General features: G+C 54.5%; 24 protein-coding genes. 9 read left to right on the forward strand and 15 right to left on the reverse strand.

Annotation, left to right across the window (positions count from 1 at the left end):
- Nucleotides 1-36 precede the first annotated feature (36 nt).
- Entirely contained in the window at nt 37-180 is a 144-nt protein-coding gene (locus K8I84_RS04970) for a hypothetical protein (RefSeq protein WP_223793602.1), read from the reverse strand.
- 26 nt (nt 181-206) lie between these two features.
- Nucleotides 207-545 carry a hypothetical protein gene (locus K8I84_RS04975; RefSeq protein ID WP_223793603.1) on the reverse strand — a complete coding sequence of 113 codons (339 nt, stop codon included), beginning with the start codon at nt 543-545 and terminating at the stop codon, nt 207-209.
- A 277-nt stretch (nt 546-822) separates the two neighbouring features.
- On the opposite strand from K8I84_RS04975, the gene K8I84_RS04980 reads away from it, so the two are divergent.
- Both K8I84_RS04980 and K8I84_RS04985 read left to right on the forward strand, forming a co-directional pair.
- Complete coding sequence (locus K8I84_RS04980) at nt 823-1,701, forward strand: alpha/beta fold hydrolase (RefSeq protein WP_223793604.1); 879 nt, start codon at nt 823-825, stop codon at nt 1,699-1,701.
- 139 nt (nt 1,702-1,840) lie between these two features.
- Nucleotides 1,841-3,142 carry a DUF2254 domain-containing protein gene (locus tag K8I84_RS04985; RefSeq protein WP_223793605.1) on the forward strand — a complete coding sequence of 434 codons (1,302 nt, stop codon included), beginning with the start codon at nt 1,841-1,843 and terminating at the stop codon, nt 3,140-3,142.
- A gap of 14 nt (nt 3,143-3,156) precedes the next feature.
- Here K8I84_RS04985 and K8I84_RS04990 read toward each other — a convergent pair whose 3' ends face one another.
- The 3 genes from K8I84_RS04990 to K8I84_RS05000 all read right to left on the reverse strand — a co-directional run bounded on the left by K8I84_RS04990 (nt 3,157) and on the right by K8I84_RS05000 (nt 5,159).
- Nucleotides 3,157-4,248: an endonuclease/exonuclease/phosphatase family protein gene (locus tag K8I84_RS04990; RefSeq protein ID WP_223793606.1), complete on the reverse strand. Its 1,092-nt coding sequence runs from the start codon at nt 4,246-4,248 to the stop codon at nt 3,157-3,159.
- 28 nt (nt 4,249-4,276) lie between these two features.
- Nucleotides 4,277-4,543, reverse strand: coding sequence for a GlsB/YeaQ/YmgE family stress response membrane protein (locus K8I84_RS04995; protein ID WP_223793607.1), 267 nt, complete (start codon nt 4,541-4,543; stop codon nt 4,277-4,279).
- A 109-nt stretch (nt 4,544-4,652) separates the two neighbouring features.
- Nucleotides 4,653-5,159, reverse strand: a complete 507-nt coding sequence (locus K8I84_RS05000; RefSeq protein ID WP_223793608.1) for a PRC-barrel domain-containing protein — start codon at nt 5,157-5,159, stop codon at nt 4,653-4,655.
- 572 nt (nt 5,160-5,731) lie between these two features.
- Here K8I84_RS05000 and K8I84_RS05005 point away from each other — a divergent pair.
- Nucleotides 5,732-6,451, forward strand: a complete 720-nt coding sequence (locus tag K8I84_RS05005; protein WP_223793609.1) for a Crp/Fnr family transcriptional regulator — start codon at nt 5,732-5,734, stop codon at nt 6,449-6,451.
- Here the strand turns inward: K8I84_RS05005 and K8I84_RS05010 are convergent.
- From K8I84_RS05010 to K8I84_RS05025, 4 genes are all read right to left on the reverse strand, one after another.
- On the reverse strand, nt 6,448-7,380 hold the full coding sequence (locus K8I84_RS05010; protein WP_223793610.1) for a diguanylate cyclase domain-containing protein: 933 nt from the start codon (nt 7,378-7,380) through the stop codon (nt 6,448-6,450). The two genes, K8I84_RS05005 and K8I84_RS05010, sit on opposite strands and share 4 nt — an antisense overlap.
- A 78-nt stretch (nt 7,381-7,458) precedes the next feature.
- Entirely contained in the window at nt 7,459-8,010 is a 552-nt protein-coding gene (locus K8I84_RS05015) for a PEP-CTERM sorting domain-containing protein (RefSeq protein ID WP_223793611.1), read from the reverse strand.
- 70 nt (nt 8,011-8,080) lie between these two features.
- Nucleotides 8,081-8,941 (reverse strand): OmpA family protein, encoded by an 861-nt coding sequence (locus K8I84_RS05020; RefSeq protein ID WP_223793612.1) that lies wholly within the window; start codon nt 8,939-8,941, stop codon nt 8,081-8,083.
- Nucleotides 8,938-9,336, reverse strand: a complete 399-nt coding sequence (locus K8I84_RS05025) for a DUF4398 domain-containing protein (protein WP_223793613.1) — start codon at nt 9,334-9,336, stop codon at nt 8,938-8,940. Before K8I84_RS05025 ends, K8I84_RS05020 begins: the two co-directional genes overlap by 4 nt.
- A gap of 238 nt (nt 9,337-9,574) precedes the next feature.
- Between K8I84_RS05025 and K8I84_RS05030 the strand changes: the two genes are divergently transcribed.
- From K8I84_RS05030 to K8I84_RS05040, 3 genes are all read left to right on the forward strand, one after another.
- Nucleotides 9,575-10,201 (forward strand): PAS domain-containing protein, encoded by a 627-nt coding sequence (locus K8I84_RS05030; protein WP_223793614.1) that lies wholly within the window; start codon nt 9,575-9,577, stop codon nt 10,199-10,201.
- Entirely contained in the window at nt 10,201-12,729 is a 2,529-nt protein-coding gene (locus tag K8I84_RS05035) for a chemotaxis protein CheB (protein ID WP_223793615.1), read from the forward strand. Before K8I84_RS05030 ends, K8I84_RS05035 begins: the two co-directional genes overlap by 1 nt.
- 168 nt (nt 12,730-12,897) lie before the next feature.
- On the forward strand, nt 12,898-13,389 hold the full coding sequence (locus tag K8I84_RS05040) for a PRC-barrel domain-containing protein (protein ID WP_223793616.1): 492 nt from the start codon (nt 12,898-12,900) through the stop codon (nt 13,387-13,389).
- Between the two features lie 105 nt (nt 13,390-13,494).
- On the opposite strand, the gene K8I84_RS05045 is transcribed toward K8I84_RS05040, so the two are convergent.
- Entirely contained in the window at nt 13,495-14,577 is a 1,083-nt protein-coding gene (locus K8I84_RS05045; RefSeq protein ID WP_223793617.1) for a histone deacetylase, read from the reverse strand.
- Nucleotides 14,578-14,813: 236 nt separating this feature from the next.
- Between K8I84_RS05045 and K8I84_RS05050 the strand changes: the two genes are divergently transcribed.
- The gene (locus tag K8I84_RS05050) at nt 14,814-15,572 is read left to right on the forward strand and encodes a matrixin family metalloprotease (protein ID WP_223793618.1); all 759 of its coding nucleotides are present in this window, start codon (nt 14,814-14,816) and stop codon (nt 15,570-15,572) included.
- A 6-nt stretch (nt 15,573-15,578) separates the two neighbouring features.
- Here the strand turns inward: K8I84_RS05050 and K8I84_RS05055 are convergent, their stop codons facing one another.
- Both K8I84_RS05055 and K8I84_RS05060 read right to left on the reverse strand, forming a co-directional pair.
- Nucleotides 15,579-16,127 carry a porin family protein gene (locus tag K8I84_RS05055; protein WP_223793619.1) on the reverse strand — a complete coding sequence of 183 codons (549 nt, stop codon included), beginning with the start codon at nt 16,125-16,127 and terminating at the stop codon, nt 15,579-15,581.
- A gap of 180 nt (nt 16,128-16,307) precedes the next feature.
- Nucleotides 16,308-17,597: a cation:proton antiporter gene (locus tag K8I84_RS05060; RefSeq protein WP_223793620.1), complete on the reverse strand. Its 1,290-nt coding sequence runs from the start codon at nt 17,595-17,597 to the stop codon at nt 16,308-16,310.
- Between the two features lie 231 nt (nt 17,598-17,828).
- On the opposite strand from K8I84_RS05060, the gene K8I84_RS05065 reads away from it, so the two are divergent.
- Nucleotides 17,829-18,032 carry a CsbD family protein gene (locus K8I84_RS05065; RefSeq protein WP_223793621.1) on the forward strand — a complete coding sequence of 68 codons (204 nt, stop codon included), beginning with the start codon at nt 17,829-17,831 and terminating at the stop codon, nt 18,030-18,032.
- A gap of 1,229 nt (nt 18,033-19,261) precedes the next feature.
- The gene (locus K8I84_RS05070; RefSeq protein WP_223793622.1) at nt 19,262-20,116 is read left to right on the forward strand and encodes a hypothetical protein; all 855 of its coding nucleotides are present in this window, start codon (nt 19,262-19,264) and stop codon (nt 20,114-20,116) included.
- A 229-nt stretch (nt 20,117-20,345) separates the two neighbouring features.
- Here K8I84_RS05070 and K8I84_RS05075 read toward each other — a convergent pair whose 3' ends face one another.
- The 3 genes from K8I84_RS05075 to K8I84_RS05085 all read right to left on the reverse strand — a co-directional run bounded on the left by K8I84_RS05075 (nt 20,346) and on the right by K8I84_RS05085 (nt 22,391).
- A complete protein-coding gene (locus K8I84_RS05075) occupies nt 20,346-20,801 on the reverse strand; it encodes a PaaI family thioesterase (protein WP_223793623.1) in 456 nt (151 codons plus the stop codon).
- A 118-nt stretch (nt 20,802-20,919) separates the two neighbouring features.
- Nucleotides 20,920-21,204, reverse strand: coding sequence for a hypothetical protein (locus K8I84_RS05080; protein WP_223793624.1), 285 nt, complete (start codon nt 21,202-21,204; stop codon nt 20,920-20,922).
- Between the two features lie 506 nt (nt 21,205-21,710).
- Nucleotides 21,711-22,391: a prolyl hydroxylase family protein gene (locus K8I84_RS05085; RefSeq protein ID WP_223793625.1), complete on the reverse strand. Its 681-nt coding sequence runs from the start codon at nt 22,389-22,391 to the stop codon at nt 21,711-21,713.
- Nucleotides 22,392-22,452 lie beyond the last annotated feature (61 nt).

Here is a 22,452-nt window from a genome sequence, read left to right on the forward strand (position 1 = left end):
CGCAGTGGGCAAAATCCACAGGCCATTCCTGATGACTTATTTAACGACTGAATCGGCTTCCTGCTTCAGCCCCTGACGGTCTCTGGCAAGCATTCCGCTGGCGTTTGCCAACGCGAGCACCATGTCCTCCTGAAAATCGACCTCTGTGATTACCGAAAAAGCCTGGCGATCCTTCGCCACTTCTCGAACCTGGTGAAGCACCTGAATCAGATGCCGGGCGACTCCGGATCTCGGGAAGCCGGGATTCGCAGGCGCTCTACATGAACCATAACCTCGTGTGCCGTCGCGGTATCCCAACGCTCCTGAAGGGCAAAGGTCCCCACGTCCACCAGTTGGCTTACGGCAAGCGCAATGACAACCGCCATCACCGTGCTTACGAATGGTGCCAGTGCCTGGTCATCGGTTGGCATCCAGACCAGGATGACCAGTGCCGCCAATCCAAGCGTCACCCCTACCGCCATGGCCACGCTCATTGAAATTGTGATCTCCACCAACCTCAGTGCAGCGAGGGGCGGGCCAGGCCTTCGACGGCTCGTGGTTGCCATGCTTTCACCTCCATTCGCGTCAGAGCGGAGTGTGTTTGGTTCAGGTTCGCCCAGCGGCGATGGTTGCGTCGGTACGCTACCACACGAAGGACAAGCGTTGGTTACCGAACAGACTGGCTCCCACCGGATTCATGAAAATAAATTGAGATCACAGCTCCACCGTACGGAGAAGCATCATGGCAAAAGAAAGGAGCCCCGCACGCTCGTCCCGCAGCAAAGATCAGGTAAACGATGGCGTGCTCAGAACCAACAACATCGTCGCGAAGCTGGTTGATCTATGAACAATGTTCTTCACCCCACATCCATCTACCCGTCGGCAAAGCATCGCTATGCGGATGTGGGCGGCGTTAATTTACACTGGCTTGAGGTCGGGAATTCGGATGCCAACCCTCCGCTCATTCTCCTGCATGGTCTGAATGACTGTTACATCACGTGGAAGCAAATCACTTTTGAAATGTCGAAAGACCGTCGGGTACTGAGTCCCGACCTGCCCGGCCACGGGTACTCGGGACGTCCAGACGCTAGCTATGAACTTCAATGGTACGCCTCGATCATGGCGCAATGGCTCGATCTACTCGATATTCAGCAGGCAGACTTCGTCGGTCACTCTTTTGGTGGTGGGGTGGCGCAAATGCTGATTCGGGAGTGTCGGCACCGCATCCGCAGGCTGGCTCTTCTATCATCCGGAGGGCTCGGCCGCGAGGTGGCTATCGGACTGCGACTGGCGTCAATTCCCTGGCTAATCGAAAAGCTTGGGCAACCCTTCATGTCGAAGGGAACCCTACTTGTGCTCTGGCACCCGGGCAATTCCTTGCGCAGAGATCACATTGCTGAATTGAGCAGAATCAATTCACAGCGCGGTTCCGCTCGCGCCTTTGCCCGGACCGTAGCCGACGTGATCAACTGGCGAGGCCAGACCCGGAATTTCTTTCAACATGCCCATGAAATTCCGGATATGCCACCCATGGGGCTGTTCTGGGGAGACCACGACAGGATTATTCCGGTCGAACACGCCCGCGCACTGGTTGAAGCGGTTGATGGCACGTTACTGAAAATCTTTAAAGGTTGTGGCCATTTTCCGCACCATGAATGCCCCCAGTCTGTGGCACTGGCCTTCCAGAGATTTTTTGACACACCCAAATCGCTTGCTGCCTGACCCTGAGGAGTTTTCTAATGTTTTTCAACAGCTGGGAAGAACTGATGCGGACACTCATTGTGAGCCGTGGCCGGAGCAGCGCCGGCTCGAGCCTGTTTGACGTCGATGGACGACGGCGATCCTGTGGGCGGAGTTCCCCATGCTGAGCCCCTGTCGCTTCCGTTTCTTTGTCAGCCGTCTCAGAGAGCGCTTGTGGGTCAGGCCGCTTGCCCTCTGTGTGCTCTCTGTCGGCGCGATATTCGTGGCCAGGCTGGCGGACAATCTGAGTTTTTCCAGCCTGGCACCTGAAATCAACCTGGATTCTGTTGAGTCCCTGCTGACGGTCATGGCGTCCAGCATGCTGGTTATTGCAACGTTTGCCGTCGGCTCCATGGTGGCCGCCTATGCCTCCGCTAGTGCCGGCGCTACCCCGCGTTCCATCCCGCTAGTGATTGCAGACGACGTTACCCAGAACGCATTGTCTGCATTCATCGGCGCCTTCATCTTCAGTAATGTTGCCCTGGTTGCAGTCAAAAGCGATCTGTTCCAGTTTGCGGGCCTATTCTCAATCTTTGCACTCACCCTTCTGGTATTTGCCATTGTGGTGATTACGTTCGTGCGTTGGGTAGACAGGATTGCCCGGCTGGGCCGAGTGGTAAACATCATTGAAAAAGCGGAAAAGGCTGCCGGTGATTCCCTGGATCGCCGACGCCATTCGCCCACGCTGGGCGCCCTGGAAAGTCCCCTAAACCAGGAACATTACCGTGACACTGGGATCTCCGTGTACTCGTCGACGGTTGGTTACGTCCAGCATATTGATCTGGAGAACTTGCAGTCCAGCGCAGAAGCGCTCGATTGCCGTCTGGTTGTGGCGGCACTGCCGGGTGCGTTTGTCGGCACGCGCCGCCCACTGCTTTACGTTATGGGCTGGTCTGATCAGCAGGAAGCATCCGCTATAACAGAGCTTTCCCGGGCGTTCACCATCAGTTCCAACCGTACCTTTGAAGATGACCCCCGCTTCGGACTTCTGGCACTGTCTGAGATCGCCGGTAAGGCATTGTCGCCCGGCATCAATGATCCGGGAACGGCCATCAACGTCATCGGCACACACGTGCGCCTGTTTACGCTCTGGCAATCACCACTGGAGCAGGACCGATTAAAACCGGTCAGCTACGATCGTGTGTCTGTTCCCAGGCTTGTGACCGAAGATTTGTTCGACGATGCCTTTACCGCAATCGCCCGCGATGGTGCAGGTATGGTTGAGGTAGCCATCCGCCTGCAGAAAGCGTTCAGTGCACTGGCGGAAACAGACGACGCCGCCATAGTCGCTGCCGCCCGGAAACATTCACGGATGGCACTGGCACGGGCGGAAAAGGCCCTGTCGCTTCAGGACGATATCGATGCGGTGTCTATTGCAGCAGGGTTCTGCCCCATGGATCTCAGCCTGGATAAAATCCGCTAGTCTCATATCAGTTTTCATGCCTCTTGCCTCCCCTCTTCAATTTTTTCCTCGACCTGTCGACTCTCCGCCGGGCTTGTATCCGGTTCCTCCTGCTCGGCTTCTGCGCCGGCTTCCAGGTTCAGTTGGATAAACACAGGAAAATGGTCTGATCCCCAGGCGGGGCCTCTCTCCATTCTGACGAGCTTGAAATGGTCGGAATGAAACACGTGATCAAGCGGCCAGCGTAGAAGCAGATTCTTGGCGTTAAAGGTGTTGTACATCCCGCGCCCGACGCGAGGGTCGAGCAGGCCGCTGGTTTTCTGGAACAGACTGGTGGTGCGGGACCAGGCGACATCGTTGAAGTCCCCGGCAACAATGGTGGGCTTGCCCCGTTTTTTGACCTCCCGACCCACGATGAGCAGCTCGGCATCCCTCCCGGTGGTCTCGGTGGCATACACGGGGTTGGGTGGATCAGGATGAACAAAATGCAGATAGACCGGATCGCCGGATCGCAATATCAATCTCATGTGCATTGACGGAATGCTGTCTTTCAGAAGGAACCGGATCTCGGTATCCACCAGCTTCAGGCGGCTAAACACCAGCATGCCATAGGTATTATCCAGAGGTTTTTTCAACGTGTAAGGATAACTCTCTTCCAGCGCCACTAGGGCTTGCTGCCACCACCGATCTGCCTCTACGGTGAGGATCACATCCGGGTCATACATGCGCACAACGTCAAGGAAGGATTCTGATTTCCGGTTGTCCATCAGCACGTTTGCCACTAGCAGGCTGAGGCTTTTCATGCTCGAGCGTGATTGTGCAGGAAAGACCTGCTTTCGCTTCAGTCGCGTGTAGGGGGAAATTCTCACAATCTGATAGCCCACAGCCAGCAGCAGCACGCCTAGCAGAGCAGCTTCATAACGGTTTGAGAAGTTAAGAAAAAAAGGACAGGCGCCACTGACCAGGACGCCTGCGATCGCAATCTGCCCTCTTGGGAAATCGAGAATGCGAATCCACCACTGATTAAAACGCAGCAGCGGTAAGCCCGTCATTATCACTACTGACAGGGCCAGTATGATCAGGATAATTTTCACCAGATAGGGACTGGTCAGGTGATCCAGCCACAAGGAAAATCCGTGCGGCTGGAGGCCTTACTCAGCGCGCAGAGCGACGCTGGAACAGGCTAAGGATACCAAGCAGTATTACTGCACCGATCAACGATACAACGAAGCTCATGACCGTGATGCCCTCATTAATCGAGCCTGCGCCCAGCAACGGCCCGATCAGCCATCCACCAATCAACGCGCCGACGATGCCAACCACAATATTGAGGATAATCCCCTGTTGTCCGTCCGTGCCCATGATCAGGCTGGCAACCCAACCGACCAGGCCACCCATTACGAGCCATACGATTATGCCCATGGTATTTCTCCATTAATTCCGGCGCACCGGGGCGCCATTTTATGGGGCAAATGGCAGAGGCTCGTGCCCCTGCCATTGCTCCTTACACTAAACGCCCGTGAACCGGGATTTACTTCTGCCCTTTGTATTCTGGCGCAGACTTCAGCCCTTCACGGGTCTGATTAATTCTCAGTGTGCGCTCGTCGGCAGTGGCTGATTTAGTGACCTGATCCCAGCTAATGGCGACGTTCTTCTCGCCCATACCCAGGAATCCGCCAACACCTACAACTATGGCGACCACCTGACCGTCCTGGTCAATAATCAGATCGCTGATCGCGCCTACTTCTTCACCGCCGGTGGTTTTAACATCGGTACCAATCAGATCTGTCGCCTGCATGCCCTCGGCAGGCGCAGCGCTCATGTAATTCCCACCTTTCGTGCCTGAGTGGCTGGGGTCTTTCTGGCCAGGCTGAAGCTTGGTATCGGAAGACTTGTTGGACTCATAGCCGCTTTCGGTCGCCTGGCTTTCGCCGCTGGCGCTCGAATTGGATGAGTCCTGAGCAAGCAGGGCGCCAGAACCCAGAGTCAGGGCCGGTGCCACCATTGCGTAAAATGCTAAAGAGTGTAACTTTTTCATAGGATTCTCCCTGGAATCGGATATGCAAGTCGGACAAGATGTCCTTGTTAGCCGCCTCATCAGGGCTTCCTTCCCTTGCGTCGTTGTCGGGAAGGCAACTGAAATACTGCTTGATCTCAAATTCAGGATGAGCTTTTACACTACTCCAGAGTAGCCAGGCAGTCGGTTCGGTAACGCACTAAGTCATGTTCTCTGGCACTCGAGGCGGGCCCTGGTAGGCACCTGGGAGCCACTGAGAAAAAAGTTTCATTGCCTAGCGATGACTGCCGTGGGTACCAGTCGCTCTTAAAGCCTTTAAGGCAGAATCGTTGTTGATGGTCCGAGTGCTCACGGAGTACACTCTTTTCACGACAGGAAGTCTCTTCTGTGAAAACACAGCAAATTTTACGGTCTTGGTTTACGCTTAACGTGTTTTGATTCAGGGACGCTGCTCTAAACCTGACCGGTAATATTGACAAGAAAATCACAACCTCTGATTTTTTGGATGGTTACAAGTTATAGCGTCCGGTATTTAATGCAGTCGCCAGACAGGTAGTGTTCTCGCTAACCATCGTGCTCTGGAATGGATTCAAATGACTGACACACCCGGTCCACTGCAAAACAAGCTTCTTGCCGCCCTGTCTGATGATGCTCGCGCGCGTATTTTCCCGAGACTGAAATTAATCGAAATGTCCCTTGGGGACGTGATCTACGAATCAGGCCAATCCATTAAATACGTCTATTTCCCTTTGGACTGCATCATTTCTCTACTCTATGTGATGGTGAACGGTTCTTCTGCTGAAATTTCGGTGGTCGGCAACGAAGGCATGGCCGGTGTTGCCGTTATTATGGGGGGAGAAAGCACGCCTAACCGGTTTATTGTGCAGAGCAGCGGCCAGGCCTACCGAATGCGCGCCGAAGACCTGAAAAAAGAGTTCAACACCCACTCCGAGATTCGCATTATCACCCTGCGCTTTACGCAAGCCTTGATCACCCAGATGTCTCAGACTGCGGTCTGCAACCGCCATCACACCATCGACCAGCAGTTGTGTCGATGGCTATTGTTGTCACTGGATCGGCTAGGCAACAATCAACTCAATATGACCCAGGAGCTGATAGCCAATATGCTGGGTGTCCGCCGTGAGGGTGTCACCGAAGCCGCAGGCAAGCTGCAGAAACTGGGAGTGATTGAGTATCGACGCGGCCACATCACCGTGCTCGATCGCCCGCAACTGGAATCCCTTAGTTGCGAATGCTACGCCGTGGTCAGACGAGAGAATCTCCGCCTTGAGTCCAAAGGTTTAGAGATTTAACGCTTAAGACCCGGCAACCCTCGCTTTGCTTCCGTCTTGACCCGATACATGGCTGCATCCGCGTGGGGCAATAAAGCCTCCAGAGTTTCGCCGTCGTTTGGAAACAGGCTGATACCCACGCTAACCGTAAGCGTCGCCCAGTGACCTTGCTCTCGCAGCAATTCAGCGGCAGATTCCCGTACTTTTTCGACCACCGCAAATGCCTGTTCATGTTCTGCAAGGTCGCTTAGCAGCACAACAAATTCGTCACCGCCGTGACGGCATACGTGATCCGTCGCGCGCACACAGCCCAATAGTCTCGGGCCCAACGCCTGTAAAATTTCGTCGCCAGCGGCGTGGCCCAAGGTATCGTTCACTTCCTTAAAGTTATTGAGATCAATGAACAGCATCACCATTTTCTTTTCATGGCGTCGGGCCAGTGCAGCGGCCTGCTTGAAGCGGTCTTCAAAAGCATAGCGATTGAGCAGGCCCGTCAGTGAATCGTGCTGCGCCCTATAAGCCATTCTGGCGGTGGTTTCCGCCGAATAGCGGGAATCGTGGAATTTGACCACCGCGCCGGTGATTTCAGCTTTTGCATTGCGCAATGGTGATGCGGCATTTTCAATGGCCAGTTCGCGATCGTCGCTCGCTTTCAACAGCACACTGCTATGCAGTTCAACGGGCGTGCCGACTTCCATGACATGTTGCGCCAGGTTGGCCCTCGTCACCCGAGTGGTTACGTCAATCACCCGAAAGACCTCTTCCAGTGGTCGGCCCAGCGCTTCCTTCCGGCTGAAGCCAGTCAGGGTCTCCGCCGCCGTGTTCATGTAGGTAATATTCGCGTCAGTATCCGTTGCCAGCACCGCATCGCCAACGAAGTCCAGCATGGTGTGAGCCAGCGCAGTCTCATCCTTAGGATCTTTCTTTTTCCTGACGGATTTGGGCTTCAAGCGCTTCCGTTGGCCAATCCTCGTCGGCATAGGTGAGAGATGAAAGGCTCGGGAGGGGCTCAACATAATCGAGACCTCCTAGTTTTCAAAGGTGACTTTTCGCTTAAATGGACTCTTGCGAGCGCAGATCAGAGCTACCAATCCGATCCCGAATAGCGCCAGTGTGCCCGGCTCAGGAACCGGGACATCGAATGCTTTCATCATAACGAGCATGTCGCCATGATCATCATCGACTCGATTATTGTCGTCCTGGCCCAGAAAACTATGGTCGAGTCGACCCTGGAAAATGGAGTAGTTATAAAAGGGAACCTGGTTGGCTTCGCGAAGGTTCGTCACCAAACCGGCAGCGGCTCCAGCGGGCGTCACAGACGAAAACCGAGAGTCGAGTTTTCCAGGGCCTGCCAAATAAAAATCGCTAAATGCCTTACCGGGTGCGGAAGAGGCGGTGTTGTACACCCTGGAATGGTTTGATGAAAACGCGCCTCTGTCACGAACAGCGTAACTATTTTCGCCAGAAACGGGCATTAACACTCCACCCGGGTTGGGGACAGTGCCTATGAAGGTCGCGTGGGTAAGGCCAGAGGCACCAACTGCAGCCGCGATGACTACGATTCGAATTAATGTATTCATAGTGAAATCCTTCCTATGGATTGCCGAAGCCAATAAAACAGCCTAAAAACCTTCAGCCAAATCCAGCCGCCTAGTTTTCAATAATCACTTCAACGCGCCGGTTTTGCTGGCGCCCCATGGCGGACTCGTTGCCGGCCACAGGGCGTTCAATCCCCAGACCGGACACCGTAAGCCTGCGGCTTTGTACGCCATGATCCGTTAAGTAACGGCGGACCGAATCAGCTCTCTTCAGCGACAGGGTCTGGTTGAATTGTGCGCTGCCGATGTTGTCGGTGTGGCCTTCGATCAGTACGTTCCGGTCCGGATAGGTTTTGAGAAAGTCCACCAGCTTTTCCAGGTTGCGATTAGGCCCGCCCTGCAGTTCTGCGCTGCCAGTGGCAAACAATACGTCGCCCAGCGTCAGCACCAGACCACGTTCTGTTGCTTCTGCCTCAAGCTCGTCGATCTGGCTTTGCATCTCTTGGGCGGCTTTTGCGGACACGGCTGCAGCCTCCATCTCAGAGCTGCGGGCAGTATCTGCGTCAGCACGCGCTTTGTCTGCCTCGAGGGTACGGGCTGCCAGCCTGGCGGCATCACGCCTTTCTCCCAGGCGTTTACGGTCGGCTTCCATCTGGCGGGTAGTGCCCGTGGCTCTGGCGATTTCCACCAAACGGTCGGCCATATAGATCCGGTGGTCCGCCAGTGTGGCTTCATCGCTGTCAAGAGGCTGTTCGGCAAGTTGTACGGCAGTTTCCGCATCACGCAATTCAATACGGGCGTTATTGGCCATCGCCGGATTGCGCTGCAGCTCTGTCAGCTTCTGTCGCGCATCCAGCGCCTCAGTCGAGGTTTCAGGCGCCATGGCGCAGGCGTTCAGCAACAACGAAGAAAGCAGAACAATGGCACTGGTTTTGCCAACGAACGGTTTTTTCAATAGCGATACAGTTTTCATTTCTGCTCTCCCTGGCGCCCCATTTCCACATCCAGAGCATCGGCGCCGCGCCCCATTTCACGATTGATTTCCGCCGCTTTGGCGGTTTCTGTTCTTGCCATCGCCAGCCTGGCAGCCGCACTGGCCTGTTTGGCCAACTGGTCCGCCTTTGTCATGGACTCTTCAACCACAGCCTTCTCGGCCATAACCAACTGTGCGCGTGCTTCTTCCAGCTCTGCACCGGCGTATTGCCGCGCATCTGCCTGTTCAGCTCTGGCAATGGTGTCTCTGGCCACGTTCAGCGACTCGGTCGGTGGTAAGGGCGCCGAGGCGCACGCAATCAGTAATGTCGTCAGAGCAAGAGTGAAAAATAGAGAAATTCGGTGGTTTGCATTGCCTGCAAGAGAAAGTTTCATAACCTGGCCCCTGTTAATCCGGAGCTGCCAGAACCCATCAAGATTCAGGCACTCACAAACCGGAACGGTTCGCGGACTCTCCTTATTGGATCCAAGTTAACAATTACCGGTCAGGGGTTCGGTTCGCTAACGCACGCAGGCCACTATGTTGAGCAAACGTGGCATGGCAGCTGTCTAAGGCGGACTCCCAGGAGTAGTATGGGAGTGGTAACAGCGGATAGCTGCGAGGGAAGCGATAATGACAGCCAATAAAGGACTTTCATGGGCAGAAGAGCGCGCCCAACTTCGTCTACAGGCTGAAGACCTGATTCGTGACGGCGCCGACAAGGTTGCTAATATCGGGGGTGGCGCCCTTGGGGTTGAAGCACTGGCCCTCTTATACCGTCGGGCCAGTGATCCCGACTTTGCTGCCGATGCACTAAAGCTGCTGCACGAGCTGCAAACCCACCAGGTGGAGCTTGATCTGCTGCTTGAACAACTTCAGGCCAGTGAAGCCGAGCTTACTGAAGAGTTGGCCTATTATCAGGCGCTGTATAGATTCGCGCCAGCGGCCTGCCTGGTGGTATCCCGAGATGGGCGGGTGATTGAAAGCAACGCTGCTGCGGTCGCTCTGCTGGGGTGCACGCCTGAGCGCTCGGAGGAACAGAGGCTGACCCAATATCTGGCGCCGCCGGGCCGCGGCGATGTGGCTGATATGTTAGAGAACCTTAAGACGCCCGGGGCCGTGGCAACTTGCAGGGCCTGGCTTGCCGCTAACGATAGCTTTGAGCTGTCGATCAGCGCGAGCTTCATTGCGAGCGGCGACCTGATCATGATAGTGGTGGCCCCCTACCCGGCTCCGCACACTCATCCTGCTCGCTCCTGATGCGCATTGTCGGAATCGGAGCTTCTGCCGGTGGTCTGGCGGCACTTGAAGTATTTCTGCGCCATACACCAACCGATACCGGCCTGGCCTTTATCGTGGTTCAGCATCTGGATCCGACCCAGAAGGCCCTGCTGCCAGAGTTGTTGCAGCGGGCAACCGCCATGCCCGTGCAAGAGGCCCTGCAAGGCACAGAAATTCTACCCAACTGTGTCTATGTCATCCCGTCGAACGCGGAACTGACCGTTGAGAATGATCGGTTGAAGCTGGATCAGCCCCGGGAACCCCGGGGCATGCGTCTGCCTATCAACGTGTTGTTTTCGTCTTTGGCCAGCGCTCGCAATGAACGGGCAATTGCGGTGGTGCTTTCAGGTATGGGCTCGGATGGCACGCTGGGTCTGCAAGCCATTCACGCCGTGGGCGGCCTGGCCGTTGTGCAGGACCCCAGTTCGGCCGAATTCGACGCCATGCCTCGAAACGCCATTGCCACCGGGTGCGCGGATATTATTGCCCCGGTCAGCGAATTACCCGGCCGCATACTTGCCTACAACGAACGTGTCACCGAGCCCAAACAGGCTGGGCCACCGGCAAAACTGGTGGAGCCGATCAAAGCCATCATCTCCATATTGCAGCAACACACCAGGCACGACTTTTCCCTGTACAAGCCCAGCACTCTCCTGCGCCGAATCGAGCGCCGTATGGCGATTCATAGTGTTGCCACTGTGCCAGACTATGCACGATACCTGGAGAACAACGACCAGGAAGTGCAGTTGCTTTTCAGGGAAATGCTGATTGGTGTGACTTCTTTTTTCCGCGATGCCGATACCTGGGATTACCTGTGCGATTACGCCCTTGAACCACTGATCGGACAGCTTGAGCCCGGCGAAAACCTGAGGGCTTGGGTGGTGGGATGTTCAACCGGTGAGGAGGCCTATTCCTTGGCCATGATCTTTACTGAAACTCTGGAACGACTCCACCCTGAAAGGCAGGCCAACTTTCAGATTTTCGCCTCGGATCTCAGCCTGGATGCCATCACCGTGGCCCGGGCGGGTCGGTATCCCACGATGATTGAGAGTCAGGTGTCCGAGCAGCGTCTGACCCGGTTTTTCACAAAAGGCGACCATCATTACCGGATAAGCCAGGCTATTCGCGACAAGATCCTGTTCGCCCAACACGATGTCATTCTGGATCCGCCGTTCACCAAGCTCGACCTGCTGGCCTGCCGCAACCTCCTGATCTACTTTGACCCCATGCTGCAGCGTCGACTGCTGCCGCTGTTCCATTACAGTTTGCGGAACAATGGCCTACTGGTGTTGGGCAGTTCAGAGACCGTGGGCAGGCTGAACCACCTGTTTAAGCCACTCAAGCAAGGGCTAAGGCTTTATGAAAGGCTGCCCCAGGACGCCATCAACGGCCCCAGTTTTCTGCTGAAATCCTTCCCACCCCTTTCCAATCTGACCAGGGAGCAACCCATGCCGGCGCCTATCTATCCCATCAGGGACGGCGAGAATCTGCAGAATGCCGCAGATCACCTCTTATTGCAGAGGTATTCACCGGCCGCCGTGGTGCTAAACCAGGATGCGGATATCGTCTACATCAGTGGGCGCACCGGAAAATACCTCGAACCGGCCGCTGGCAAAGCCAACTGGAACATCCATGCCATGGCAAGGGAAGGTTTGCGCACGCCGCTGTACACGGCATTGAAACAGGCCGCCACACAGCGAGACCCGATTGAGTTAAACAACCTGGCCGTGGAAACCGGCGCCGGTGTACAACAGGTGGACGTGACCGTGCAGTCACTCAATGAACCACTGGCCTTAAAGGGTATGACCATGGTGGTGTTTCGGGACCACCCTGTCGTTACCCGGCGCAAACGCTCGAAGCGCGACGTCGAGATGGTCACCGACCAGTCCGATGAAATCTTGCGTTATCAGCAGGCCATTGAACAGTTGAGCGAAGAGGCTCGGCTTTCCAGCGAAGAGCTTCAAGCCTCCAATGAAGAGTTGCAATCCACCAACGAAGAGCTTCAGTCTGCGAATGAGGAGCTTACATCCTCCAAGGAAGAAATGCAGTCCATGAACGAAGAGCTGCAAACCATCAACACGGAATTGCAAACCAAACTGGACGATCTGGCGTTGGCACAGAGCGACATGCAAAACGTGCTGAACAGCACCGAAATTGCCATCCTGTTTATGGACCAGCATCTGAACGTCCGCCGCTACACCGCCCGCGCCGCCAACATCATCAGCCTGAGGGAAAGCGATGTGGGGCGGCCGCTCAGCGAGCTGACCACAAAACTGGAATATCCCGACCTGGAGGATGATGCTCGGCAAACACTCGATACCCTGATAGTCAGTGAAAAACAGATAAAAACAAACGAAGACCGTTGGTTCTCCATCCGCATCATGCCCTATCGTCGGCTGGACAATGTGATCGACGGCGTGGTTGTCACCATGGTCGATATAACAGACGCGAAAGCGCTGGAATCGAGCTTGCGACAAGACTCAGCGCTGCCGGCTCAATCGGAGTAGTTTTCTCTACGCAAATCTACTGCGTTGGTGGTCTAGCGAACAGACCGGGCGCCTGGCTCGACGTAGATTAGGACCTCATCCTGAATTCGATGTAAGGCAGTAATTCAGACCGCGCTCGGCAATGACGCTGGCGGGGACTAAGTCCTGATGAGGAATACGGAGAAATCAATGAAAAATATGCGTTCATACGCGTTTTATGCACTGGCCACGCCAGCTATCGCCTTGGGATCCGGCGCCGTTCTCGCACAGGAATCCACCGGCCAGCAGGTTGAGCAGTCACAGCCTGATGCGCAAAAAAAACAGGGTGATATGAAATCCGCATCCAAGGAACCTCAAACAGATCAGTCCTACACAAAGAGTCGTGGCTACATGGCTAACGCCCCTGCCAACGGCCTGCAGGCGAGTAATTTGATGGGTGTCACAGTGAGTACCTCCGGCGACGAAGAAGTCGGCGAAGTAAATGATCTCATCATTAACAAGGATGGACAGGTTGTCGGCGTCGTCATCGGCGTTGGCGGGTTCCTTGGAATGGGTGAAAAGGATGTCGCCATCGCATGGGATGAAGTGCAGAGAGCCGGCAAGGCCGAGGATCTGGAATTGAAGATCGACCAGTCCCGCGAAACCTTGATGTCGGCGCCGGATTTTGAGCCTCAGAAGTAAACCTGAGCAGGTCGACATTGACGCCACCTGATTCATGTTCACAATCTCGGAGCGTACTTTGGCAAGGCTGAACAGGCCTTGTCCTTTTTTATGGGGCTCTAAAAGTTAAAAAACCGACTCTTTTTTTGATAACGGGGTGGCTTTTGAGGTATTCACCCGATTACCCGCCAGCACCGTCACCACAGCATGAGCACTATCAGCCAGGGCCTGGGCGTTGTAACCACCCTCAAGCAAAAGCACCAGACGGCCGTCGCATAGCTCATCTGCCAGGTCGGTCATGCGCTGGGTAAGCATCGCAAAGCCCATTTCATCCATGGTGCAGATCATGTCGAGGTAATGGCAATCAAAGCCTGAAGACACCAGCAGAATATCAGGCTGAAATCCCCTTGCCGCAGGCTCTACCACCTCATCGAACACCTGTAGCAGTGTCGCATTGCCGATACCCGGTGGCAGCGGAACATTGAGTTGATAGCCGATTCCGGCTCCGGCCCCCGTCTCACTCTCCAAACCACTGCCTGGATAAAAGGGCGCCGCACAGTGGCTATCAATCACCAGCACGGAAGGATCGGAATAGAAGATCTCCTGTGTGCCGTTACCGTGGTGCATATCCCAGTCCCAGATCATGACTCGCTGATAGCCCAGGCTTTCGCGCGCATGGGCAGCGGTAACGGCGATGTTGTTATATAAACAGAAGCCCGAGGCATGGTCGGAATGGGCGTGATGGCCAGGTGGTCGTAGCACACAAAACGCCCGGCGGGCCTCACCCGCTGAGATGGCCTCGACTGCACTGATTCCCGCTCCAGCAGAAAGGTCAGCCGCTTCCACACTGCCTGGCGATACCGCCGTGGTGTCTTTGGACAGCCAGCAGGAGTCACCTTTCAACGACTCAATGTGAGCGACATAGTCCTTGTCATGAACCCGCGCCAGTTGATCCGTGGTGACCGCCGTCGGCAGCATCCAGCGCACCCCTTCAACTGGTTCCAGCATCAGCCGGTCAACGATCGTTGTCAGTCGTTCCGGGCGTTCCGGGTGAGTATAGGTTTCTAAGTTGCTGCCGGGATATTGCAGGTTAATCATAGCCTTGACCGCCTCTGTCCAGGCGGGGTTGTTGGGGTCCCATCCATGTGGATTGTGGCCGAGCATCCGCATGTCATAGTAGACCAATACTGTTTCTGTCATAGCTTTCATGGCTCTATAGCCTCTTTTATGGGCGCTTTCCGTTACGAACCGGAAAGTTCGAAAACGGTTTGTATGCTTAAAGCTTAGTAAACAAGAGCCAAGTCTTCGGTACGCCAATGCACATAGCAGTTGAATCATTACAACCGTCCGTTGCAGGAATTCTGAAGCTGAACAATCAGCTCTCATCAGCCTTCGCTGACCAAATCATCATCGACATCTTCGGCCGTTACCCTTAATCTTTTCCCATGAACCGTGTTTCGCTGCCGAGCGACCGCTTCTTGCGGTGCAGTCATATCCTGACAGTCTTCGCCTGTGTGCTCCTGTCGCTGCCCTTGTTTGCCTCAGAACAACAGGATGGCTACCGGCTGCTTAAGCTTGAAGGGTACTTGGTGAAATGGGGCGAGCAGCAATTGGGCACAGGTGCAAGGATCAGCTACGCCTTCGCGGATGAAACGCTGGACTTTGAAAACGCCCGCAATTGTGGCGTTTTGGCGCCGATGAGAGCTTTGTCCAACCGGGATCTGAGCTTTGAGATGCTGGTCAAGGAAGCTGCCGCCGCGTTCCGGGTTTGGGAGCGTGCAGCTGACCTTTCGTTCTACCGGGTTGCCAATGCTCGAGATGCAGACATAATCCTGGGTGCCCAGGGCCAGCCGCATCGGCGTGCATTCGCCAACGTCACCTTTGCACCCAGGGAGAAAGACGGTGTGCGCGCCATCAGCCAGTCGTTGGTCTGCCTGAACCCAGAACAGAAATGGAAAATCGGCTTTGATGGCGACACGGAGACCTACGATATTCGCTATACGCTGATTCATGAAATCGGCCACGCCATCGGCCTGGACCACCCCGGCCCTTCCGGGCAGGTCATGGGTTTTCGCTACACCGAGAACTTCCCCGAGCTGCAGCCAGGTGATCTTCGCGGCATTCGACATCTATACGGACATCGGGCCAGCGATAATCAACTGGCCAACAGCAGCGACTCGGGTCGTACTGAGTCATCACTCTAACGACGTTCAGAAGTTATAACCCAGACCGACGGTATAGGCCCAAATGCCATCATCCTGAAACGCATCCGTCGCGTCACTACTGTCGGAGAACAGGAACTGGTACTCCGCACGTGCCAGGAAGTAGGTCTTGGTCTGAACATAGTACTTTAATCCTGTCTCCAGTCCGGCAAAGGCACTGTCCTTAACGCCATCTCCATAAATTCCGCCCAGACTCGCACCAACAAAGGGTCGCGCACGATCGTCAAGGAATTGATAGTCGAGGTACCCCCGGGTCGAGCCGTTCCAGAAATCATCGGTGACGCCCTGGCCTTCAATATCGGCGTAATTGATGCTCTGACGAATACCAGCCACCACATTACTCTGCAGATACCAGCCCAGATCACCGGTCACGCCGAAGCTGCCGCTGTTGAAATTTCGGTCATTGCTGCCGGTTCCCGAAAGGGAGAATTCACGATCGCCCTCGATCGGGCCAAACTCAGCAGATTGTGCGGATGCAGCCAGGGGCAAAGCTCCTAGCAGGCAGAAAGTGATCGCCGCAGTCTTGATTCTGATCATGACAAGCTCCTCGCTCACATTGTTCAGAGTGCATTCCAATTGCGCACCAATGAATATTGGGCGCAGGTCGTGGCGCAGCGAATTAGGGTCATTCGATTCGGTGCAAGACCACCTTTCCAGAATCAGGGTTGGGCCTTTGTGCTGTCTGTTCGCAAGCACACATAGGGCGACGAAAGAGTTTCACGGGCCCCACCACCGCGTCATCATCGGTTTGACGGTCAGTCCGTGAATGATGATCGAGAGCACCACAACCACCAACGTCAGGTGAATCAGCTCCAGCGCCAGTTCTTCCGGCAGGCCGAAGACAACGGCAAACATCAAATAGTAGATAGAACCGATTCCCCGAACCCCGAACCAACCCACCAGCATCTGCAGCCGCCAGGGCGCCCCAGACCCGATTAAACCAAGAAGTACGCTGACCGGCCGAACAACGACAAACAGGAATAACCCGAGACCAACGGCCCGAAAACTCCAGGAGTCGGTAAACAACATGCCGCCCAGCAGCACCACCAATACCAGTTCGGATAAGCGTTCAAGGGACTCCTTGAACATCAACGAACCTTTCGACACCTCGGTAGGAAGATGCCAGACGGTTTCACCCGGCTGATCGGAAGAGGTCACAGCTGTCACCGTGACTTTGTCAGGCTTCTCAGCCTGAGCCAGCGTCATTTCGGATTGCCGCAGCGAAATGGCAGTAACAAAAACGCCCAAAAACCCCCAGCCATCGATCAGCAGGCATACGCCGTAGGTCAGGCCAATGAGTCCAAGACCAAGGAAATCGTCCAACAACGGGACCGTTCTTTCGAGAGATCGCTGCCCTCGCACAATCTGAGCCAGCAACCGCCCCGTCACAAGGCCGACCGCAATGGCCGACGCTGTTGACCACAAGATGTCCTTAAAAACCCATCTTCCAAGCAGCTCGTCACTGAGCGGGGAACCAAGTAACAGCAGCCCCAACATTACGAAAGGAAAAGCGCTGCCATCATTCATTCCCGCTTCACTGGTCAGTGTGAACCGCAGAGGGTCAGTATCACCCATGTGTCGGACCTGAACTTCCGTTGCCAATACAGGGTCGGTGGGCGCCAGTATGGCTCCCAGCAAAATCGCCGCCCCCAAAGGAAGTCCAAGCAGGTAGTAACCGAAGACAGCCGTCAGCACGACACTGATAGTCATGGAGATAAATGCCAGGCGCATAGGTACGCGCCATGCTTTCCATCTGAACGGCACCGGCATCTTCGTGCCTGCTATAAACAACGACAACAACACCGCAAGCTCGGCAAGCACTTCCAGGAAATGCGCCTGTTTCAGCGGGTTAAAATGAAACACGCCGAACATCAGCGGGCCCAGAAGCACGCCAACGCTCAAATAGACCATAGACGGTGTCAGATTCAGACGCTGGAGCACCGGCGGGCGCGTCCCCATGAGAATCAGCAGAGTTCCGATCGCGATAAACCAGACGGAGTTGGCCAAATGACAGCCTCAGGCTCATAAGGGTTCAAAAGCTTGTTCCTGCGAACTAATTTGCCCGAGAAGCGGGTACGCCTCTGTGCGCTATCCCACGTGAACACATCTGTGTTTGTTAACGCACAGACCGTGACTCGGTTTCAGCACACGATGAAACACCGGTGGCACTGGTTCTGTCTGAAAATGGGCCGCCGTTACATGAACCTATTATCTGGCCAGAGAGCCAAAGGAGCTGACATGAACAAGGACACCATCGAAGGTAACTGGAAAGAACTGAAGGGCAAGTTGAAAGAGCAATGGGGTAAGTTAACGGATGACCGCCTCGATGAGATTGCTGGCCGGCGTGAACAGCTGGCTGGCGAGATCCAACAGGCCTATGGCGTCACCAGAGAGGAAGCAGAAAAGCAGATCAATGACTTCGAAAAAATCCGCAAAAATTGACAAACCCTCACCTAACTCTGATTTGGCTGCCTGCGGGATTGTTTCGTAGGCAGCATTTAAACTGCCAGACCTTACCTACCACCCTTTTTTTCTGCGCTCTGTGGGCTACCGTACAGACCCGGAAACCCTGATACCTCAATCTAAACCCCGATGTGGCAATGGATCAGCCAGTACAGGGAGTTGCATCATCCGCCGCAGGGAATGCGGCGCAACCAAATTTGCGGGTTCTAGAATAGGTCATCACTTATGAACAATATCGTTTATATCGTTGGTGCAGTCGTTATCGTTATAGCGATTCTCTCGTTCCTGGGTTTTCGCTAAGCCGAGACGGATTATCGGGGGTTACCGGCTCTGATTGAGGTTTCAAAACCTAAAAAGAGCCATCAACGGTAACCCTCGCACTTGAAAAAAATACCGCATATCCTTTTTCGCTCACTTCAGCAGGCTCATAAATTAACGGGTCAAATAAAGCCAAGCGCAAAAAGCCAAGTCATTCCTTCAGTCGAATGAAAATAAGCTATACAGCCCTGAAAGCTACGCAAATCCCCACGCAAAAATGAAATCGCTCTATTTACATGATTTCGTCTTTTACTGAGAGCAGTTTACTGCGAGTGTGAGAAAAGCTATCACAGTCGAAAACCTCGGCCGTGGCAAATGTTCACTTTTGTTTAGGAGCTTCCCTTCGGATAGATGCCTTCCCCCATTCTATGCCTTCCTCGTTTTCAGCTGACAGTTTTTACCTCGGAGTTGGACGCCGAATTAAGCACTTTGTGTGGAAATCAAAATCAACGCCCTACTCTAGAATCTACTTTAAGTTTGTTTAGTGCTTTGTGTGGAATTTGGCGGGTAGGTTACTGATATTCTGTTTCGGAAATTTAGTGCTTTCTATGGTCGTCCATTCACGGACTACAATGAATAAATCTACCCTGCTGCCCGTGCGTTTCCCGGTGGGGCCGACGTCGTCCCCACCTGCTCCGCAACGTTGCGGGGTCTTCGGAACACGCAGTCAGTGCGGGAGCGGACAGATCGGCCCAGCGCGTCCGGGCAAGCGGCAGGCAGCCGGTTGGCTGGTACGCCATTGGGGTGTCCCCGCGTTGCATCGCGGTTGAACAGTTCCCGGAACATTCCATATGAAAAAACACTGGCCACTTTCACTCTCTTGCGCCTTGACCCTTCCTCTGTCGATAGCGGGAGGGGCCGCCCTTGCCCAACATGCCGGGGAAGCCGTTGTGGATTTACGCCGAAACGGCATGATGTACTTTGTCGCCTCTGAAATCGTCGAGCTCTCCCTGCTTGGACGTTGCCGCGACCGAAACCGTGATGACAATCCCTATGTGGCGCCAGAGGAGCCGGCAATCCGGTTTGAGGTAGTGGCATCGGAGCCGACCGGACTGGCCGCACCCCAGACGACGCCAGTCACGCTGACAGACGGCGCCTTCCAGCAAGTGCAGATCCGACTGGACGATTTCGGAGTGTCAGGCGAGGGTGTTCCGGTCCGCATAGCGTTTCAGAACGTCCTCACAACCGGCGCGTGTCACGTCTCCGCCTTCAGTCGGCTCAGCAGCACCGCCACCGGACACACCACGGGCGTCGCCTCGGCGTACGAACTCGTTGAAGGGGACGCAACCGTAGGTGGTCCCGGTACCGCCCTGGTAAGCCGTGGACTGATCCGGCGGCCGTTGTGGTCCTTTGTGGTGACCGGCGACACGAATGAAGACTTTGAGTACGCGTTTTCAGCGCAGTGTCCCTCCCCCACGGAAGAGTCTGGCCCGGCTGCCCGCGTCGCCTTCGACGTGCGTTTTCATGAGGTGAGCGGCGAGTGCGAGGACATCGTTCAGTCGTTCTCGCTGGGCGACGGTGAGTATGCCAGCGCCCGAGTCCCCTTCATCAAGGCGTTTATGAACCGGCGGAACGACCAGCTACGTCCTTGCTCTGATACTCCCGAACAGGCGGTGTATTCGGTCACGGTCGAGAACCTCACACCGCCAACGGCCTGCCATGTGCGCGGCGTTTCCCGACTGGTAAACAGAACCAGCGGTGAAACGGCGGCCGGAGAGATTGACATGGGTAGCTTTTTAAACTGATGCCCGGGCCGTTTTCAGCCGGGTACATCTCTGCAGGCTTAAAACCTGCACCATAAGCCTGAATTTATCGAAGGACTGACCTGTTCTATGCCTGTGGCGATCCTGATGGTCGGGCTCCAGGGCGGCCACCGAACGCGCTATTAGTGCAGGCAATATAAAAACCCTTAACGCCAAGCACACCGGCCTCGCGGAGCGAGGTCCAGCCCGGTGATGCGCCTTGTTATGCGTTTCACTTAATGCCAACACGTATTTCACCATGCGCTTGCCCACAGGGCTCTCCATGAAAATTGAACAGTGTAGCCTCGGAAAATATAATATTGCCGATCTTTCTTAGGACTTTTGAAGTTGCATAAAACCTATTTCTTTCAACCGGCTTTACAAACCGTATCTTCACATTTGATGTAGCGAAATTTCCCTCAGATGCATATCCCAGGGCTGACAAACCAATCACCAGATCAAATATCGCTGAAATTACAGCACCGTTTATATACGACTGACCAACACCGCCAATATGTAAATCTTTTATCTCGTTCACTTCACATCGAGGATTGGCCGGATCATCCAAATTGACAATGATTCCTAGAGCCTTGGCAAAATCTGAGTCGTTAAAATACCTTTCTATTTTCTGCCAATCACCAGCTTCAATAGACTGAGACAATGTTTGTGACATCTTCACTTTACTCACGGCCAAAACTCCAAACTAACTGTGCGCATAACGCCAAGCTAAACGGCAGGCACTGCGAAGCAGTGGCTGTCCGGTGGAGGCCACGCCCTTTGTGGCCGTAACGTATTTAAGCGCCTGGTTATGTGCCGTTAACCATCCAGGCCGAAACGAATAGGATCCCACTGATGCCGAAGGCCAGCACCGCAAGCCTTTTGGGTACCTTGATCTCAAGCCTCGAAACTCCTTGCAGGATGCCGTGCAAATAAACCGATAAACAAAACGAGGCAATAACCCACACTCCCGCGATGGCCAAAGCTTCAGAGTTATCAGCAGCCTGAATTAGAAAAGCTATTCCGATCGCCACGACGATCAGAACAAAACCGACCACCATAATAAAATCGAAGACATCGTAACGACGATTCATAGCACTACCACATAACAGCTTATTAGTTTGAATTCGCATTAAACCTCAATCTCAGCCTCCCGTCCAAACCGAGATCACAGCACCAATTCCCAATCTAATTCATACAGACAGGGGGGCATCAACACGGAATTTTCGGCGCTCTTTCCTGCGAAAAATGTGCACCGAGCTAATCGTGCAAGCTCGTGCAAGTTCAAATCGAGCACTCGGAATTTTCATCAGGTAAAAACATAGGGATACAGAAAGCGCTCTGGGAAAAGCTTGCACGGCCTGAAAATAAAGCCGCAGGAATCGAGCTTAATTCGAGAGTTTTTCATTATAGCTGTGTAAATGAACAACTTTTTGGAGGGTGTCGGTGGCAGTGTCAAAACACCATTTTTGGGTGGTTTTTGGCTGGCAGCCTACGATCAAAACAGGACTCATGAGGTACCCCGCAGTGAGCGAAAACGGACCAAAAAACGAGACCACAAAGTACTAAATTTCCCGCGCACGCCTGCCGCCATACACTCCTAGATAACACGCTTGAATTTCGGAGTTGGTGTGGATTTGCGCGACGTGGTCGGTGCTGTTTGATAAGGCCGCTCACGAAACCAGAAATTACAGGCCCATTTTTCCCCGCTCAGTACCGGCATACCGCCATGCAGACTATCGGGATGGCGGACATTGCTGCCCCGCTGACAATTGTGAAACAGGACCATGCGGCCTTTTCGGGCCCTGATTTCCATGTCCAGATTGGGAAAGGAAGTACCACCACCCTGCTGCGGATTATTGAGGTACATCAGGCAGGTAATCAGGCGTTGGCCACCCCGGGCCATGCAACGCTGGCCACGTTCAGTGCCTGCATCCCATGCATCATAATGAGGCGCGTACTGCTGACCTTCATCATAGTGAACGACTTGCAGGGATTCAGCGTGCTGAAGCGGCAAGCCAACGACATCGGCAACACGCTGGGCCAGACTCTCGACAATTGCGTTGTAGCCATGGGGTATCCAGCAATTACTGCCGGTCCGTCCAGAGCTTTCGACTCCGGATTCTGCAGCACTGACCAGGGCCTGCTTCATTTTGGATTGTGCGGCGCTGACCAGCTGTTCGACTTCCCTGGGCTTGAGAAAGTCCTCGAAGACCACAATCAGGGGGTCTTCGTTCACCCGCTTTCCGGTTTCGTAGAAATCTCCAAGGCGAATATCCATGGTAGAAACGAGCCTCCCTGATTCAAAGCCTTCCCCTCGCATTAGTCCCAGCCAGATTTGG

The organism is Marinobacter sp. F4216, assembly GCF_019931195.1.
In the GTDB taxonomy this organism is placed as follows: domain Bacteria; phylum Pseudomonadota; class Gammaproteobacteria; order Pseudomonadales; family Oleiphilaceae; genus Marinobacter; species Marinobacter suaedae.

Excerpts from the sequence above, each read along its gene's own strand:
- K8I84_RS04975 (WP_223793603.1), bottom strand. The coding sequence starts at position 545 with ATGGCAACCACGAGCCGTCGAAGGCCTGGCCCGCCCCTCGCTGCACTG.
- K8I84_RS04980 (WP_223793604.1), top strand. The coding sequence starts at position 823 with ATGAACAATGTTCTTCACCCCACATCCATCTACCCGTCGGCAAAGCAT.
- K8I84_RS04985 (WP_223793605.1), top strand. The coding sequence starts at position 1,841 with ATGCTGAGCCCCTGTCGCTTCCGTTTCTTTGTCAGCCGTCTCAGAGAG.
- K8I84_RS04995 (WP_223793607.1), bottom strand. The coding sequence starts at position 4,543 with ATGGGCATAATCGTATGGCTCGTAATGGGTGGCCTGGTCGGTTGGGTT.
- K8I84_RS05000 (WP_223793608.1), bottom strand. The coding sequence starts at position 5,159 with ATGAAAAAGTTACACTCTTTAGCATTTTACGCAATGGTGGCACCGGCC.
- K8I84_RS05005 (WP_223793609.1), top strand. The coding sequence starts at position 5,732 with ATGACTGACACACCCGGTCCACTGCAAAACAAGCTTCTTGCCGCCCTG.
- K8I84_RS05015 (WP_223793611.1), bottom strand. The coding sequence starts at position 8,010 with ATGAATACATTAATTCGAATCGTAGTCATCGCGGCTGCAGTTGGTGCC.
- K8I84_RS05020 (WP_223793612.1), bottom strand. The coding sequence starts at position 8,941 with ATGAAAACTGTATCGCTATTGAAAAAACCGTTCGTTGGCAAAACCAGT.
- K8I84_RS05025 (WP_223793613.1), bottom strand. The coding sequence starts at position 9,336 with ATGAAACTTTCTCTTGCAGGCAATGCAAACCACCGAATTTCTCTATTT.
- K8I84_RS05030 (WP_223793614.1), top strand. The coding sequence starts at position 9,575 with ATGACAGCCAATAAAGGACTTTCATGGGCAGAAGAGCGCGCCCAACTT.
- K8I84_RS05035 (WP_223793615.1), top strand. The coding sequence starts at position 10,201 with ATGCGCATTGTCGGAATCGGAGCTTCTGCCGGTGGTCTGGCGGCACTT.
- K8I84_RS05040 (WP_223793616.1), top strand. The coding sequence starts at position 12,898 with ATGAAAAATATGCGTTCATACGCGTTTTATGCACTGGCCACGCCAGCT.
- K8I84_RS05045 (WP_223793617.1), bottom strand. The coding sequence starts at position 14,577 with ATGAAAGCTATGACAGAAACAGTATTGGTCTACTATGACATGCGGATG.
- K8I84_RS05050 (WP_223793618.1), top strand. The coding sequence starts at position 14,814 with ATGAACCGTGTTTCGCTGCCGAGCGACCGCTTCTTGCGGTGCAGTCAT.
- K8I84_RS05055 (WP_223793619.1), bottom strand. The coding sequence starts at position 16,127 with ATGATCAGAATCAAGACTGCGGCGATCACTTTCTGCCTGCTAGGAGCT.
- K8I84_RS05065 (WP_223793621.1), top strand. The coding sequence starts at position 17,829 with ATGAACAAGGACACCATCGAAGGTAACTGGAAAGAACTGAAGGGCAAG.
- K8I84_RS05080 (WP_223793624.1), bottom strand. The coding sequence starts at position 21,204 with ATGAATCGTCGTTACGATGTCTTCGATTTTATTATGGTGGTCGGTTTT.
- K8I84_RS05085 (WP_223793625.1), bottom strand. The coding sequence starts at position 22,391 with ATGGATATTCGCCTTGGAGATTTCTACGAAACCGGAAAGCGGGTGAAC.